16 protein-coding genes are annotated in these 16,004 nt (G+C 71.5%); 11 read left to right on the top strand and 5 right to left on the bottom strand.

The genetic code is table 11. The features are described 5' to 3' along the window. The first annotated feature begins 84 nt into the window (after positions 1-84). From ACTWO6_RS04920 to ACTWO6_RS04930, 3 genes are all read left to right on the top strand, one after another. Positions 85-1,482: a DUF4331 domain-containing protein gene (locus tag ACTWO6_RS04920; RefSeq protein ID WP_446218454.1), complete on the top strand. Its 1,398-nt coding sequence runs from the start codon at positions 85-87 to the stop codon at positions 1,480-1,482. An 11-nt stretch (positions 1,483-1,493) separates the two neighbouring features. Then, positions 1,494-1,832: a phospholipase gene (locus tag ACTWO6_RS04925; protein WP_446218455.1), complete on the top strand. Its 339-nt coding sequence runs from the start codon at positions 1,494-1,496 to the stop codon at positions 1,830-1,832. Positions 1,833-2,326: 494 nt separating this feature from the next. Beyond that, positions 2,327-2,587, top strand: coding sequence for a WhiB family transcriptional regulator (locus ACTWO6_RS04930; RefSeq protein ID WP_013284161.1), 261 nt, complete (start codon positions 2,327-2,329; stop codon positions 2,585-2,587). Between the two features lie 167 nt (positions 2,588-2,754). Here the strand turns inward: ACTWO6_RS04930 and ACTWO6_RS04935 are convergent, their stop codons facing one another. After that, the gene (locus ACTWO6_RS04935; protein ID WP_088963879.1) at positions 2,755-3,204 is read right to left on the bottom strand and encodes a metallopeptidase family protein; all 450 of its coding nucleotides are present in this window, start codon (positions 3,202-3,204) and stop codon (positions 2,755-2,757) included. Positions 3,205-3,358: 154 nt separating this feature from the next. Between ACTWO6_RS04935 and ACTWO6_RS04940 the strand changes: the two genes are divergently transcribed. After that, positions 3,359-3,727: a DUF3499 domain-containing protein gene (locus ACTWO6_RS04940; protein WP_446218456.1), complete on the top strand. Its 369-nt coding sequence runs from the start codon at positions 3,359-3,361 to the stop codon at positions 3,725-3,727. 124 nt (positions 3,728-3,851) lie between these two features. Here the strand turns inward: ACTWO6_RS04940 and ACTWO6_RS04945 are convergent, their stop codons facing one another. From ACTWO6_RS04945 to ACTWO6_RS04960, 4 genes are all read right to left on the bottom strand, one after another. Then, positions 3,852-5,228: an NAD(P)/FAD-dependent oxidoreductase gene (locus ACTWO6_RS04945; RefSeq protein ID WP_446218457.1), complete on the bottom strand. Its 1,377-nt coding sequence runs from the start codon at positions 5,226-5,228 to the stop codon at positions 3,852-3,854. Further along, positions 5,228-5,977 carry a pyridoxamine 5'-phosphate oxidase family protein gene (locus ACTWO6_RS04950; RefSeq protein ID WP_446218458.1) on the bottom strand — a complete coding sequence of 250 codons (750 nt, stop codon included), beginning with the start codon at positions 5,975-5,977 and terminating at the stop codon, positions 5,228-5,230. The genes ACTWO6_RS04945 and ACTWO6_RS04950 overlap by 1 nt, the downstream gene beginning before the upstream one ends. After that, positions 5,962-7,308 carry an aspartate aminotransferase family protein gene (locus ACTWO6_RS04955; RefSeq protein ID WP_446218459.1) on the bottom strand — a complete coding sequence of 449 codons (1,347 nt, stop codon included), beginning with the start codon at positions 7,306-7,308 and terminating at the stop codon, positions 5,962-5,964. The genes ACTWO6_RS04950 and ACTWO6_RS04955 overlap by 16 nt, the downstream gene beginning before the upstream one ends. Positions 7,309-7,457: 149 nt before the next feature. Beyond that, the gene (locus ACTWO6_RS04960) at positions 7,458-7,970 is read right to left on the bottom strand and encodes an Lrp/AsnC family transcriptional regulator (RefSeq protein ID WP_089011084.1); all 513 of its coding nucleotides are present in this window, start codon (positions 7,968-7,970) and stop codon (positions 7,458-7,460) included. 208 nt (positions 7,971-8,178) lie between these two features. Here ACTWO6_RS04960 and ACTWO6_RS04965 point away from each other — a divergent pair, with 208 nt between their 5' ends. The 7 genes from ACTWO6_RS04965 to speB are packed head-to-tail and all read left to right on the top strand — an operon-like array spanning position 8,179 to position 15,882. Further along, the gene (locus ACTWO6_RS04965; RefSeq protein ID WP_446218460.1) at positions 8,179-9,363 is read left to right on the top strand and encodes a polyamine ABC transporter substrate-binding protein; all 1,185 of its coding nucleotides are present in this window, start codon (positions 8,179-8,181) and stop codon (positions 9,361-9,363) included. A 5-nt stretch (positions 9,364-9,368) separates the two neighbouring features. Beyond that, on the top strand, positions 9,369-10,520 hold the full coding sequence (locus ACTWO6_RS04970) for an ABC transporter ATP-binding protein (RefSeq protein WP_446218461.1): 1,152 nt from the start codon (positions 9,369-9,371) through the stop codon (positions 10,518-10,520). Further along, positions 10,517-11,428: an ABC transporter permease gene (locus ACTWO6_RS04975; RefSeq protein ID WP_446218462.1), complete on the top strand. Its 912-nt coding sequence runs from the start codon at positions 10,517-10,519 to the stop codon at positions 11,426-11,428. Before ACTWO6_RS04970 ends, ACTWO6_RS04975 begins: the two co-directional genes overlap by 4 nt. Further along, the gene (locus ACTWO6_RS04980; protein WP_165439891.1) at positions 11,428-12,255 is read left to right on the top strand and encodes an ABC transporter permease; all 828 of its coding nucleotides are present in this window, start codon (positions 11,428-11,430) and stop codon (positions 12,253-12,255) included. Before ACTWO6_RS04975 ends, ACTWO6_RS04980 begins: the two co-directional genes overlap by 1 nt. Continuing rightward, a complete protein-coding gene (locus ACTWO6_RS04985; protein ID WP_446218463.1) occupies positions 12,252-13,670 on the top strand; it encodes an NAD(P)/FAD-dependent oxidoreductase in 1,419 nt (472 codons plus the stop codon). The genes ACTWO6_RS04980 and ACTWO6_RS04985 overlap by 4 nt, the downstream gene beginning before the upstream one ends. Next, positions 13,670-14,872 (top strand): saccharopine dehydrogenase family protein, encoded by a 1,203-nt coding sequence (locus ACTWO6_RS04990; protein ID WP_446218464.1) that lies wholly within the window; start codon positions 13,670-13,672, stop codon positions 14,870-14,872. Before ACTWO6_RS04985 ends, ACTWO6_RS04990 begins: the two co-directional genes overlap by 1 nt. Next, positions 14,869-15,882, top strand: a complete 1,014-nt coding sequence (gene speB, locus ACTWO6_RS04995; RefSeq protein ID WP_446218465.1) for an agmatinase — start codon at positions 14,869-14,871, stop codon at positions 15,880-15,882. The genes ACTWO6_RS04990 and speB overlap by 4 nt, the downstream gene beginning before the upstream one ends. Positions 15,883-16,004: the final 122 nt, after the last annotated feature.

Below are 16,004 nucleotides of genomic sequence, written 5' to 3' on the forward strand. Positions count from 1 at the left end.
CGGCGCGGCCTCTCCCGGCGCAGGCTCTCGGCGCCGGTGATCCCGCTCGACCATCGCTTCCCAGACGCAAAGGTGTGGTCCGCCATGTCCTCCCACCGTGAAGCCCCGGAGATAGCCAAGGATCCGGTCGCCGACAGCTCCGACCTGTACGCGTTCGTCAGTCCCGATCATCCGGACACGGTCACGTTGATCGCCAACTACGTGCCGTTGCAGCTCCCCTCCGGCGGTCCGAACTTCTTCGAGTTCGGTGACGACGTGCGGTACGAGATTCATATCGACAACGGTGGCGACGGCTATCCCGATGTGACGTACCGGTTCGAATTCAGCACCGAGATCACGAATCCGAACAGCTTTCTTTACAACACCGGGCCGATCGAGTCGCTGGAGAGCAAGAACTGGAACCGGCGGCAGTTCTACCGGCTGACCCGGGTGGCCGACGGCAAGGAGCACGTGCTCGCGCACAAGCTGCCCTGCCCGCCGTGCAACGTCGGCCCGCTCTCCACCCCGAAGTACCACGACCTGGTCCGGCAGGCCACGTACCGCCTCTCCACGGGGGAGAAGGTCTTCGCCGGGCAGCGGGCGGACGGCTTCTTCGTCGACCTCGGCGCGATCTTCGACCTCGGTACGCTGCGGCCGTTCCAGCAGCTGCACGTGGCCGGGAAGAAGATCTTCAAGGCCGAGGGGGAGCCGGTCAACGCGTTGGACCGGATGAACGTGCACAGCATCGCCGTGCAGGTGCCGCTGAGCCGGGTCCGCCGGAAGGCCGCCCGGTACGGCGCCGCGGACCGGGCCTCGACGATCGGGGTGTGGACGTCCGCCTCGCGCCAGCAGGTGCGGGTGCTCGGCGACCGGGTCGCCGCGGACACCGCCGCCGGTCCGTTCACCCAGGTCTCCCGGCTCGGCAATCCGCTGTTCAACGAGGTCGTCGTGCCGATGTCCAAGAAGGATCTGTGGAACACGCTGCCGCCCGCGGAGGACAAGCGGTTCGCCCGGTTCGTCGAGCAGCCGGAGCTGGCCGCGTTGCTGCCCGTGCTCTACCCGGGCGTCTTCCCCAACCTGGACGCGCTGAACAAGTCGAAGAAGCCGCGGGCGGACCTGGTGGCGATCCTGCTGACCGGCATCCCGGCCGGCCTGATCGGCGGCTTCACCAACACGACCGGCGACGTCCAGGCCGACATGCTGCGGCTGAACACGGCGATCAAGCCGAACCGCAAGCCGGACCGGTTCGGCGTGCTCGGCGGCGACCTGGCCGGCTTCCCGAACGGCCGCCGGGTCGGCGACGACGTGGTGAGCATCGCGCTGCGGGCCATCGCCGGGGTCACCGTGCCGCTGGTGGACAAGACCTTCAAGCCGGACGCCGCCGCGGCGGCGGTAACCCCGGGATTGCGCGCCGCCGACGTGACCGCCCCGTTCCTGGGCGACTTCCCGTTCCTCGGCACCCCGTACGACGGGTTCAACAACCCGCCGGCGGCGAAGTCCTGAAGGAGCGGACCGTGCACGAGCATCACCACGCCTACGGGCCGACGGGCAGCGGCAGCGTCGTGCTGAATCTCGGCGGGAACTCCGGCGCGCTGATCATCTACACCGGACGGGAGCTGCACGGCCGGGAGATCGAGATCAGCCGGGACGACGAGGAGCGGCGTACGCACTCGGCGGTGCGGCAGCGCCACGTCCGCGACGGGGTGCTCCACAGTGCCGTCTACCCGGATCTGGAGGTGGGTCACTATACCGTCTGGTGGGACGATCGGACGCCGGCCGGAGCGATCTCCGTCACCGGTGGGGCGATCGCCGAATTCGTCTGGCCGACCAGCTCTCCACCGGGGGCGGGCTGATCCTCGACCCCCCGCGACCGGCGCGCCCCGTCCCATCATGTGGACGGGGCGCTGTCGGCGTTCCCCTGCTCGACGGGCGGTCCGGGCGGAGTCGGGTTAACCTTTGCCCCACCACAATGCTGATCTTGGACGCTGCCGCGCCGGCCGCCCGGGTACGGCCCGCCGGAACCTGCACCGGGGGTCTCCGGCGGTGTCGTCGCCGGGCGCGCCACGGCAGAAAAGCCGGGCAACTCGCCGGAGAGGGCGTTACTCGTCCGGGGTCTGAATCGATAGGGCAGGTTGCGAGGCTCGGGCGGCTCGGTCAGTCGCCCGGAACGTGTCGGGAGGACGACTCCATTATCAAGTTCGGCTTGACGGCGCACGCATTACACGCGTGTAATTTGAATGGGGTTGTTCGCGCGGAACGCAACAAATGTGACCGGACGGACAAGCACGCCTTTCGCGTGGGGGGTTGCAGCGGCGATGACGCCGGTGCGCGACAAGGAGGCATCTGTATGGACGGCCAGCTCGAGGTGGCCGACCTGCTCGGGAACGCGCCGGAGTGGCAGGAGCGGGCGCTGTGCTCGCAGACCGACCCGGAGGCGTTCTTTCCCGAGAAGGGCGGCTCGACCCGCGAGGCGAAGCGCATCTGCTCGCGGTGCGAAGTCAAGACGGAGTGCCTCGAATACGCTCTCGGCCACGACGAGCGGTTCGGGATCTGGGGAGGGCTCTCCGAGCGGGAGCGGCGCAAGCTCAAGCGGCGGGTCGCCGCCTGAGACGGTGCCGGGCCGGGGCGGTGGGGGCCGCCCGGTTCGGGACGACAGCTCGGCCGGCGGGGGCCGGTCCGGGCGACGACGGCGGGTGCCGGCGACGCGACGGGGGTCGCGCGGCCGGTGCCGCGGGTCGGCGGCCCGGTCTGCCGGCTGCGGCGGGGGCCGGGCCTTCAGGCCAGTTCGTCGGGGTCGACCCCGAGCAGGTTCGCCACCTGCTCGATGATCACGTCGTGCACCAGGTCGGCGAGGTCCTCGCGGTCCATCGCCCGGAACTCCAGCGGCCGCCGGTAGAGCACGATCCGCGGCGGCACCTCCTGCCGGCCCGGACGGCCCGGCAGCAGCCGGGCCAGCGGCACCTCGCCGTCCTCCAGCACGTCGGAGTCGTAGACGTTCAGGTCCGGCGGGACGTCCTCGACCGCGAACTCGACGCCGGCCAGCTCCTTGGCGAAGCGGCGCTCCAGCGTCTCCACCGTGTCCAGCACCAGGTCGTCGAAGACCTCCGCCTTGGTCCGCGCCAGCGGCACGGTGGCCGGCACCAGCCGCCCGCGCAGCCCTCGACCGTGCCGGTCGCGGTGGGTGCGCCGGCCGGAGCCGGGGCGGCGGTGTTCCGGGCTCGTCATGAGGAAGAGGGTAGCTCCCGCCGCCGGCCGGCCCGCCGCTGCGCCGCCGGTGCGGCGTGCCGGTGCGCCGATCGGACGAATTGTGATCACCGTGACGGGCGTGTCGCACCGCGAAGCGGTGCGCCGGACCCGGTAATGGGGATACCCTGCCGCCGTGAGGTCACCACGGCGCTGCTCCCGTAACGGCTGCCCCCGGCAAGCGGTCGCCACATTGACCTATGTCTACAACGAGTCGACAGCCGTGGTGGGCCCGCTCGCGGCTTTCGCCGAGCCGCACACGTACGACCTCTGTGAGCCGCACGCCCGCAGCCTGACCGCCCCGCGCGGCTGGGACGTGGTCCGGCACGAGGGCGAGTTCGAGCCGCCGCCGCCCACCACCGATGACCTGGTCGCCCTGGCCGAGGCCGTCCGCGAGGCCGCCCGCCCGGCGCCGCCCCGTCCCCCCGAGGACGACCACGACCTCCACCAGAATCCCCCGACCGGCCGCCGCGGCCACCTCCGCGTAATCCCCCCCACCCACTAACCCCCCGGCCTCCGCGCGCCCCAAGCGCCGACCCGTGTTGATCAAGAAGTTTGCGTCAGGATCCGAGCTCCGGATAACGCAAGCCTCTTGATCAACAGTGCTGGAGCGGACCTGGGGTGGGTCGTCAGTGGCCGAGGAGGCGGGAGAAGGCGGCGGCGCGGCGGGACGGGCGGTCGGTGCGGAGTTCGGCCTCGTCGGCGGAGAACATCAGCCTGAGGCCGGCGTTGACCGCCAGCCAGCGCAGCGGCTCGGGCTCCCAGCGGCGGGAGCGGTGGTTGACCCACGGGAGCGCGGTCAGGTCGCTCTCCGTGCCCCGGATCAGGTCGGCGAGGGTACGCCCGGCGAGGTTGCTGGTGCCGACGCCGTCGCCGACGTAGCCGCCGGCCCAGGCCAGCCCGGACGCCCGGTCGAGGCCGACGGAGGCGGCCCAGTCCCGGGCCACGCCGAGCGGCCCGCCCCAGGTCTGCGTCACGGGCACCTCCGGCCCGAGCACCGGGAAGAGTTCGCCGAGCACCCGGCGCAGCGCGGCGAAGACCCGCGGCTCCCGGTCGTAGCCGGGGGCGGTGCGGGAGCCGAAGTGGTAGGGGGCGCCCCGCCCGCCGAAGGCCAGCCGCCCGTCGGCGGTGCGCTGGCCGTAGATGATGACGTGCCGGTAGTCGGAGAAGGTCTCCCGCTCGGCCAGCCCGATCCGGGCCCAGGTCTCCTCGGGCAGCGGCTCGGTGGCGATCATCAGCGAGTAGACCGGCGCGACGGTCCGGCGCTGCCCCGGCAGGGCGGGGGTGAAGCCCTCGGTCGCCCGGACCACCACCGGCGCCCGGACCACCCCGGCGGGCGTCACCGCCGCGCCGGCCCGGACGGCCGTCACCGGCGTCCGCTCGAAGATGGTCACCCCACGGCGCTCGACCGCCCGGGCCAGCCCGCGGACCAGCCGGGCCGGCTGCACGGCGGCGCAGTGCGGGGTGTACGTCCCACCGAGCACCCCGTCGGCGGCGCAGCGCGCGGTGGCCTGGTCGGCGTCGAGGAGCACCAGGTCCTCGTCGGAGAGGCCGTACTCCCGGGCCTCGTCGACCGCGGCCCGGGCCCGGCCGAGCTGGGCCGCGGAGCGGGCCAGCACCACCGTCCCGCCCGGCTGCCAGTCGCAGTCGATGCCCTCGGCGGCGACCACCCGGCCGACCTCGCGGACGGTCTCCTGCATGGCCCGCTGCATGGCCAGGGCCCGGTCCCGCCCGTGCCGGCGGGCCAGCGCGGGCAGCGAGGTCGGGAAGAGCGCGGAGCACCAGCCGCCGTTGCGTCCGGAGGCGCCGTACCCGGCGATCTCCTTCTCCAGCACGGTGATCCGCAGCGTCGGGTCGGCCGCCGCCAGGTAGTACGCCGTCCACAGCCCGGTGTAGCCGGCGCCGACGATCACCACGTCCGCGTCGGCGTCGCCGGGCAGGGCGGGGCGCGGGGTCAGCGGCTCGTCCACGCTGGACAGCCAGTACGACAGCTCCTGGTAGCGCATCACCACTCCGGTGGGGGCAGGTCGTGGCGCAGCCGCGGGTCGGGCTGCGGAATGCCGTACGCCTCGACGACCGGCACCACGCCGGCCCAGACCGGCCGGTCGAGGTCGTCCTCCGGGTCGTCGGGCGGGCCGGCGCTGACCTTCACCGAGCACTCGTCCAGCGGCAGCGCGAGCACCAGCGTGGCGGCCAGCTCCTTCGCCGACGGGGGCCGGATCACCGCCCAGCGGCCGGGCAGCAGGTGCTCGGAGAGGCGTTCCAGCGCGGCCAGCTTCTCCGCGCCGTCCAGCGTGGTCGGCGCGCCGAGCACCATCGCGCAGCGGTACCTCATCGAGGACTCGAAGGCGCTCCGGGCCAGCACCAGGCCGTCGAGCAGGGTGACGGTCAGGCAGGCCGGCGCGCCGGCGGCCAGGTGCCGGAAGAGTCGGCTGCCGGTGGAGCCGTGCACCAGCACCCGGTCCCCGTCGCGGGCGTACGCCACCGGCAGCGCGTACGGCTGGTCGCCGTCGACGATGGCCAGGTGCCCGACCCGGCCGGCGTCGAGGACGGCGTGCAGAACGGCGCGGTCGTGGACCGCGAGGTCGGGCAGCCGTCGGACCCGGGTGCGGGGGGTGCCACCGACGGCCCCGGCACTGCCGGTCCGGTCCCCGGCGGAAGGCGCGGCGGCCGGGGCTACGGTGCGGGGCCGGTCCCCGGTGTCCCGGGAGCCGGCCCCGTCCGACCCTGACCCGCCGGTCAGAGGCGCGCCCATGCCTCGGTCAGCACGGCGCGCAGGATCTGCTCGATCTCGTCGAACTGCTGCTGCTCGGCGATCAGCGGCGGGGCGAGCTGCACGACCGGGTCGCCCCGGTCGTCGGCGCGGCAGTAGAGGCCGGCCTGGAACAGCGCGGTGGAGAGGAAGCCGCGCAGCAGCCGCTCCGACTCGGCCTCGTCGAAGGTCGCCTTGGTCGCCTTGTCCTTGACCAGCTCGATGCCGTAGAAGTAGCCGTCGCCCCGGACGTCGCCGACGATCGGCAGGTCGTGGAGCTTCTCCAGGGTGGACCGGAAGGCGTCCTCGTTGGCCCGGACGTGGCCGACCAGGTCCTCCCGGGCGAAGACCTCCAGGTTGGCCAGCGCCACCGCGCAGGAGACCGGGTGGCCGCCGAAGGTCACCCCGTGGGCGAACATGCCGGTCTCGGTGAGGAACGGCTCCATCAGCCGCTCGCTGGCGATCATCGCGCCGAGCGGGGCGTAGCCGGAGGTGATGCCCTTGGCGGTGGTGATGATGTCCGGTTGGTAGCCGTACCGGGTGGCGCCGAAGTACTCACCCAGCCGGCCCCAGGAGCAGATCACCTCGTCGCTCACGAGCAGCACGTCGTACGCGTCGCAGATCTCCCGGACCCGCTCGAAGTAGCCGGGGGGCGGCGGGAAGCAGCCGCCGGAGTTCTGCACCGGCTCCAGGAAGACCGCGGCGACGGTGTCCGGACCCTCCCGCTCGATGGCGCGGCCGATCTCCTCGGCGGCCCAGCGGCCGAACGCCTCGGGGGAGTCGCCGTGCTCGGGGGCGCGGTAGAAGTTGGTGTTCGGCACCTTGATGCCGCCGGGCACCAGCGGCTCGAAGTCGCTCTTGATGCCGGGCAGGCCGGTGATCGACAGCGCGCCCATCGAGGTGCCGTGGTACGCGATGTAGCGGCTGACCACCTTGTGCTTGTTCGGCTGGCCGGTGCGCTTGAAGTAGGCCCGGGCCAGCTTCCACGCCGCCTCGACGGCCTCGGAGCCGCCGGTGGTGAAGAAGACCCGGTTCAGGTCGCCGGGGGCGAGCGAGGCGATCTTCTCGGCCAGCTCCACCGCCTTGGGGTGGGCGTACGACCAGAGCGGGAAGTAGGCCAGTTCGGCGGCCTGCTTGGCGGCCGCCTCGGCCAGCTCGGTGCGGCCGTGGCCGGCGTTGACGACGAAGAGCCCGGCGAGTCCGTCCAGGTAGCGGCGGCCGCGGGAGTCCCAGACGTACGCGCCCTCGCCGCGCACGATGGTCGGCACCTCGCCGTCGGAGTAGCTGGCCATCCGGGTGAAGTGCATCCAGAGGTGGTCGGTGGCGTTGGCCATGTCAGCCCCATCGGGTCTCGGGCCGGTCAGGGGTGATCACCGGCCGCTCTGCACACGGTTATCGCACAGGGGATGCTGATAACGCAAGTGTCAAAGGTCTAGCGCAACGGATTCGGTGAAAGTAGTTGACTCCTGCAACGGAATCCGTATCAGGCCGTACCCCAGCTGTAGGTCTGCTTGCGGAGCTTGAGGTAGACGAACGCCTCGGTCGCCAGCACGCCCTCGACGGCGCGCAGCTTCTGCAGGATCTCCAGCAGGTGGGCGTCGTTGCGGCAGACCACCTCGGCCAGCAGGTCGAACGAGCCGGCCGTGATGACCACGTAGTCGATCTCCTCGAACCCGGCGAGCCGGTCGGCCACGGTCTCCAGGTCGCCGTCGGTGCGCAGCCCGATCATGGCCTGCCGGGGGAAGCCGAGCTGGAGCGGGTCGGTCACCGCGACGATCTGCATGACCCCGGCGTCGAGCAGGCGCTGGACCCGCTGGCGGACCGCCGCCTCGGAGAGGCCGACCGCCTTGCCGATGGTCGCGTACGGGCGACGGCCGTCCTCCTGGAGCTGCTCGATGATCTGCTTCGCCACGTCGTCGAGCAGAACGTGACTGGCTCCCTCGCGCACGGTGACGCGACGCGAGCCGTTGCCAGTCTCCAGGTGCCGGTTGTTCATCGCCGCTCCCCATGTCCGATTCCTTGGGCCTGAGCGTAGTGCTCCGCCGCAGTCTGGCGTATTTCGTCGCCCATCGCTATTCCCGCAACGGAATCCCTTGTAAGGAAGGTCACTCCATGTCAGGATCAGTCGTCCATCGCCACTGACCCTCCCGCCGGCGTGCCATCCCCGTCCCGCCGCCGACGATGACCCCCCTAGGAGTCGTCACATGCGTAGTCCCCTCCGGCCCCTGTCCCGGCGTGGTCTGCTCACCGGCACCCTCGGCTCGGCAGCGCTGCTGGCCACCGCCGGCGGGCTGACCGGTTGCGGCACGAAGGGCGCCCAGCAGACCGAGGCCGGCTGTAAGAGCGACGACCTCTCCGCCACGGAGAAGAAGCTCGCCTTCTCGAACTGGCCGCAGTACATGGACGTCGACGAGAAGGACGAGTCGAAGCGGCCCTCGCTCGACGCCTTCATCGCCAAGTCCGGCATCCAGGTGACCTACACCGAGGACGTCAACGACAACAACGAGTTCTTCGGCAAGGTGCAGAACCAGCTTGCCGGCTGCCAGACCACCGGGCGGGACATCATGGTCCTCACCGACTGGATGGCGGCCCGGATGATCCGGCTCGGCTGGATCCAGAAGCTGGACAAGGCCAAGATGCCCAACGTCGAGGCCAACCTGCTGCCCTCGCTGCGCAACCGCTCCTTCGACCCGGACAGCCAGCAGGCCATCCCGTGGCAGTCCGGCCTCGCCGGCCTCGCCTACAACGCCAAGGTGGCCAAGGAGATCCGCACGGTCGACGAGCTGCTCACCCGCCCCGAGCTCAAGGGCAAGGTGACCGCGCTCTCCGAGATGCGGGACACCATGGGTCTGCTGCTCCAGTCCAACGGTCACGACCCGGCGAACTTCACCGCCGCGCAGTTCGACGACGCGCTGAACAAGCTCAAGAGGGCCGTGGACTCCAAGCAGATCCGCAAGTTCACCGGCAACGACTACGCCCCGGACCTGGCCAAGGGCGACATCGCCGCCTGCATCGGCTGGTCCGGCGACGTGATCCAGCTCGGCTTCGAGGACGAGAAGATCAAGTTCGTGGTGCCCGACTCCGGCGTGATGCTCTGGTCGGACAACATGCTCGTGCCGAACAAGGCGACCCACAGGGCCAACGCCGAAGAGCTGATGAACTACTACTACGACCCGGCGGTGGCCGCGCAGCTCGCCGCGTACGTGAACTACATCTGCCCGGTCAAGGGCGCGCAGGCCGAGATGGAGAAGATCGACCCGGAGCTGGCCGCCAACCCGCTGATCTTCCCCGACGAGGCGATGCTGTCGAAGTCCAAGGTCTTCATGGCCCTGGACGAGAAGCAGGAGAAGGACTACGAGGCCAAGTTCCAGCAGGTCATCGGAGCGTGAGAACGATGGGACACGAGACACCGGCCGGCGATCTGCGGCTGGCCAACCTGACCAAGCGGTTCGGCGTCTTCACCGCGGTCGACGACCTCAGCCTGACCATCCCGCAGGGCTCGTTCTTCGCCCTGCTCGGCGCCTCCGGCTGCGGCAAGACCACGACCCTGCGGATGATCGCCGGGCTCGAGGAGCCGACCAGTGGGCAGGTGCTGCTCGGTGACCGGGACATCGCCCGGCTGCGGCCGTACAAGCGGCCGGTGAACACCGTGTTCCAGAGCTACGCGCTCTTCCCGCACCTGAACGTCGCCGACAACGTGGCCTTCGGGCTGCGCCGGCGCGGCATCCGTCAGGTCTCCGACCAGGTTCGGCGGATGCTCGCGCTGGTGCAGCTCGAAGGGTACGGCGGTCGCCGGCCCGCCCAGCTCTCCGGCGGGCAGCAGCAGCGGGTCGCGTTGGCCCGCGCCCTGATCAACCACCCGCAGGTGCTGCTGCTGGACGAGCCGCTCGGCGCGCTCGACCTCAAGCTGCGCCGGCAGATGCAGATCGAACTGAAGCGGATCCAGACCGAGGTCGGCATCACCTTCGTGCACGTCACCCACGACCAGGAGGAGGCCATGACCATGGCCGACACCGTCGCGGTGATGAACGCCGGGAAGATCGAGCAGCTCGGCGCCCCCGCCGACATCTACGAGTTCCCGGCCACCGCGTTCGTGGCGAACTTCCTCGGCCAGTCCAACCTGCTCGCCGGCGAGGCCGGCGGGACGAACGGCGGCGACGTCCTGGTCTCCGCGCACGGCGGGCGCTTCTCGGTGCCCGCCGTGCGGGCCCGCCTCGACCGGGGGCCGGTCTTCCTCGGGGTACGCCCCGAGAAGCTGCACCTGGTCGGGACCGTCGCCCAGGTGCCGGCCGGCCACCAGCACGTCGGCGGCGTGGTGACCGACGCCTCCTACGTCGGGGTGAGCACCCAGTACCTGGTGAAGACCGCCTGGGGCAGCGAGCTGTCGGCGTTCTCCGCCAACAGCGGCCTCGGCGGGCAGCTCCCGGTCGGCACTCCGGTGGTGGCGTACTGGGATCCGCGGCACGCCTTCCTGCTCCCCCGGGAGCCGGGCGAGGACGACCGCACCACCCCGCTGCTCGACGAGCCGGTGGGTGTCCTGCCATGACCGCCCTCGCGCACGTACCGACCGGGTCGGGACAGCCGGCGCCACCGCCGGCGCCCCGGCGCGGGCGGTACCGGCTGCTGCCGTACCTGCTGTTGCTGCCGGGCGCGGCCTGGCTGCTGATCTTCTTCGCCCTGCCGCTGCTCCAGCTCGCCGCGGCCAGCCTCTACGACCGGAACGACTCGCTCGCCACCGGGTACGCGCCGGCCCTGGAGATCGGCAACTACTGGGACGCCCTGCAGGCGTACTGGCCGCAGTTCGCCAGGTCGTTCATCTACTCGGCGATCGCGCTGGTGCTGGCCCTGCTGATGGGCTACCCGCTGGCGTACGCGATCGCGCAGAAGGCCGGCCGGTGGAAGAACCTGCTGCTGGTCGCCGTGGTCGCGCCGATGTTCACCAGCTTCCTGGTCCGTACGCTGGCCTGGAAGACCATCCTGTCGGACAACGGCTGGGTGGTCGGGCTGCTGCGCGACGTGCACCTGCTCGGGCCGGACGGCCGGCTGCTGGCCACCCCGACCGCGGTGGTGCTCGGCCTGACGTACAACTTCCTCCCCTTCCTGGTGCTGCCGCTGTACGCGAGCCTGGAGCGGCTGGACTACCGGCTGCTGGAGGCGGCGAGCGACCTCTACGCCAGCCCGCTGCGCGCGTTCCAGAAGGTCACCCTGCCGCTGTCGATGCCCGGCCTGATCGCCGGCACGCTGCTCTTCTTCATCCCGGCCACCGGTGACTACATCAACGCCGAGCTGCTCGGCACCCCGAACGAATACATGATCGGCAACGTCATCGACTCGGCGTTCCTGGTCCGGCTGGACTACCCGCAGGGCGCGGCCCTGTCGTTCCTGCTGATGGCGGCGATTCTCGCGGTGGTCTTCCTCTACCTGCTCAAGGCCGGCACGGAGGAGGTGCTCTGATGAGAATCTCGCGTTGGTTGGCCGACCGGTGGGTGATGGGCGTCGCCCTGCTGGTCCTTGGCTACCTGTCGCTGCCGATCCTCGTGGTGGCCGGCCTCTCCTTCAACCGCCCCTCCAGCCGGCTCTCCTACGACTTCCACGAGTTCACCCTCGACAACTGGACGCACCCCTGCGCCACGTCGGACATGTGCGACGCCGTGGTGCGCAGCGTGCAGATCGGCTTCATCGCCACCGTGGTCTCCACGGTGCTCGGCACGCTGATGGCGTTCGCCCTGGTCCGGCACCGGTTCACCGGCCGCTCCGGGATCAACGTGCTGATCTTCCTGCCGATGGCCACCCCGGAACTGGTGATGGGTACCTCGCTGCTCGCCCTCTTCGTCTGGTCGGACGGCCAACTCCGGGCCACCTTCGGCTTCGGCATCCCGCAGGGCTTCTGGACCATCGTCATCGCGCACGTGATGTTCTGCGTGTCGTTCGTGGTGGTCACCGTGAAGGCGCGGCTGGCCGGCATGGACCGGCGGCTGGAGGAGGCCGCGATGGACCTCTACGCCAGCGAGTGGCAGACCTTCCGACGGATCACCCTGCCGCTGGTGCTGCCCGGCATCGTGGCCGCCGCGCTGCTCGCCTTCTCGCTCAGCTTCGACGACTTCATCATCACGAACTTCAACGCCGGCACCACCGTCACCTTCCCGATGTACGTCTGGGGCGCCGCGCAGCGCGGCATCCCGCCGCAGGTGAACGTCATCGGCACGGCGATGTTCGTGATCGCGCTGCTGCTGGTCGGCGTCAGCTCGCTGCGCGGCCGACGGGCGAAGCGCCTGTCATGAAACTCCCGCATACCGGCCGGGCGCTGGCCGACGCGGCGCCCGTGCCGTACTGGCTCGACCGCCCGGAACGCCCCGACCCGCTGCCGCCGCTCACCGGTACGCACACCGCCGACCTGCTGGTCGTCGGCGGCGGGTACGCCGGGCTCTGGACCGCCCTGCTCGCCAAGCAGGCCGACCCGGCCCGCGACGTGCTCCTGGTTGACGCCGGCACCTGCGGCTGGGCGGCGTCCGGCCGAAACGGCGGCTTCTGCGCCGCCTCGCTCACCCACGGGCTGGCCAATGGCGTCGACCGCTTCCCCGGCGAGATCGACGAGTTGGAACGGCTCGGCCGGGAGAACCTGGACGGCATCGCCGCCACGGTCGCCGAGCACGGCATCGACTGCGACTTCGAACGCACCGGCGAGCTGGCGGTGGCCGTCAAGCCGCACCAGCTCGCCGGGCTCGCCGAGGATGCCGAGCTGGCCCGCCGGTACGGCCACGACGTCCGCCTGCTCGACCGGGACGAGGTCCGGGCCGAGGTGGACTCGCCGACGTACCTCGGCGGGATGTGGGACCGGGACCGGGTGGCCATGCTCGACCCGGCGAAGCTGGCCTGGGGGCTGCGCCGGGCCTGCCTCGACCTCGGCGTGCGGATCCACGAGCACACCCGGGTCACCGGCCTGCGCCGCGACGGCGGGGCGTTGCTCGCCACGGCCGGCGGCGCCGACGCCGCCCCGGGGAGCGTCCGCGCCCGGCAGGTCGCGCTCGCCACCAACGCGTTCCCGCCGCTGCTGCGCCGGCTGCGGGCCTGGCTGGTCCCGGTGTACGACTACGCGCTGATGACCGAGCCGCTGACGCCCGAGCAGCGGAAGGCCATCGGCTGGGAGAACCGGCAGGGGCTCGCCGACACCGGCAACCAGTTCCACTACTACCGGATCACCGCCGACGGCCGGATCCTCTTCGGCGGGTACGACGCGGTCTACCACTACGGCAACCGGATCGCGCCCGAGCTGGAACAGCGGACGGCCACCTTCACCGCCCTCGCCGAGCACTTCCATGCCACCTTCCCGCAGTTGGAAGGGCTCCGCTTCAGCCACCGCTGGGGCGGGGTCATCGACACCTGCACCCGGTTCTGCCCGTTCTTCGGCACCGCCTACGAAGGTCGGCTGGCGTACACGGCCGGCTTCACCGGGCTCGGCGTCGGGGCGACCCGGTTCGGCGCCCGGGTGATGCTCGACCTGCTCGGCGGCGAGGAGACCCCGCTGACCCGGCTCGACCTGGTGCGCAGCAAACCGCTGCCGTTCCCGCCGGAGCCGCTCCGCGCCGCCGGCATCAATCTCACCCGCTGGTCGCTCGCCCGCGCCGACGCGCACGAGGGCCGGCGCAATCTCTGGCTCCGTACGCTCGATCGTCTTGGTTTGGGGTTTGATTCCTGATGCGCATCCTGCTCGTCGGCGCCGGTGGCGTCGGCTCCGCCGCCGTCGCCATCGCCGCCCGCCGCTCCTTCTTCGAGACCATGGTGGTCGCCGACTACGACCTGGGCCGTGCCTCCCGGGCGATCGCCGAGCACGACGACCGCTTCGTCGCCGCCCAGGTCGACGCCGCCTCGGCGGACGCGGTGGCCGCGCTCTGCCGGGAGCACCGGATCACCCACGTGCTCAACGCGGTCGACCCGCGCTTCGTCATGCCGATCTTCGACGGCGCGTTCGCCGCCGGGGCCGACTACCTGGACATGGCGATGTCCCTGTCCCACCCGCACCCGTCCCGGCCCTATGACGAGACCGGCGTGAAGCTCGGCGACGACCAGTTCGCCCGCTCCGACGAGTGGTCGGCGGCGGGACGGCTGGCGCTCTGCGGCATCGGCATCGAGCCCGGCCTGTCGGACATTTTCGCCCGCTACGCCGCCGACGAGCTGTTCAGCGAGATCGACGAGATCGGGATCCGCGACGGCGCGAACCTCACCGTCGACGGGTACGACTTCGCGCCGTCGTTCTCCATCTGGACCACCATCGAGGAATGCCTCAACCCGCCGGTGATCTGGGAGGCCGACCGGGGCTGGTACACCACCCCGCCGTTCAGCGAGCCGGAGGTCTTCGACTTCCCGGAGGGGATCGGCCCCGTGGAGTGCGTCAACGTGGAGCACGAGGAGGTGCTGCTCATCCCGCGCTGGGTGAAGGCGAAGCGGGTCACCTTCAAGTACGGCCTCGGCGACGAGTTCATCGAGGTGCTGAAGACCCTGCACAAGCTCGGGCTGGACTCGACCCGCCCGGTGTCGGTGCGGGGCGCCCAGGTCTCCCCGCGGGACGTGGTGGCCGCCTGCCTGCCCGACCCCGCCACCCTCGGCGACCGGATGCGCGGCAAGACCTGCGCCGGCACGTACGTCACCGGCACCGGGGTCGACGGCCGGCCCCGGAAGGTCTACCTCTACCACGTCGTCGACAACGGGTGGTCGATGAAGGAGTACGGCCACCAGGCGGTGGTCTGGCAGACGGCCGTCAACCCGGTGGTCGCCCTCGAACTGCTCGCCACCGGCGCCTGGTCCGGCGCCGGGGTGCTCGGCCCGGAGGCGCTGCCGCCGGTACCCTTCCTGGACCTGCTGACCGGCTACGGCTCGCCGTGGGGGATGGAGGAGCGGTGACCCGCTACGGCCCGATGTTCGGCCCCGACATCACCTTCCTCGGCGTGCCGCCCTGTACCCTCGAGGAGCCGGTGACGTACGCGGACGCGGACGTCGTCATCGTCGGCGCGCCCTTCGACGGGGGCACCTCGCACCGGCCGGGCACCCGGTTCGGCCCGTCCGCCATCCGGCAGGCCTGCTACCTGCCGCACGACGGCTCCCGCCCGTCCCTCGCGTTCCGCGTGGACGCCCTGCGGGACCTCCGGGTGTATGACGCCGGTGACGTCGAGATGTTCTCCGGCGACATCGAGCGGTCGCTGTCGTCCCTGGAGACGGCCGTGCACGCCGTCGCCGCCGCGGGGGCGATCCCGATCGTGCTCGGCGGCGACCACTCCATCGCCCTGCCCGACGCCACCGGGGTGGCCCGGCAGCACGGGCTCGGCCGGGTGTCGCTGGTGCACTTCGACGCGCACGCCGACACCGGGGACATCGAGTTCGGCTCGCTGCACGGGCACGGCCAGCCGATGCGCCGGCTCATCGAGTCCGGCGCGGTACGCGGCGACCGCTTCCTCCAGATCGGCCTGCGCGGCTACTGGCCGGGGCCGGAGACGCTGTCCTGGATGGCGGACCAGCGGATGCGGTCGTACGAGATGACCGAGGTGGTCGCCCGAGGGCTCGACGAGTGCCTGTCGGAGGCCTTCGCGATCGCCACCGACGAGTGCGAGGGGGTCTTCCTCTCCGTCGACGTGGACGTGGTCGACCCCGGCATGGCCCCCGGCACCGGCACCCCCGAGCCGGGCGGCCTCACCTCTCGGCAGCTCCTCGACGCGGTCCGCCGGGTCTGCTACGAGCTGCCGGTGGTGGGCGTCGACGTGGTCGAGGTCGCCCCGCCCTACGACCACGCCGACATCACCGCCTACCTCGGCAACCGCGTGGTCCTGGAGGCCCTGTCCGCGATCGCCCGCCGCCGCCGCGACGCCGCCGGCGGCCCACCCTGGAACCCCCACCAACCCCTCCTCGACGCCCGCTAACCCCCACCCCTCCCGCGCGCGATCTTGCATTTTGCGCCCTCGCTTTACCGGCAAATTGCGCAAATCGCGGGCACTAAGTGCAAGATCGCGGAAGGGGGAGGTGGGGGCTAGCACGGGGGTCA

The organism is Micromonospora sp. IBHARD004 (assembly GCF_052814115.1).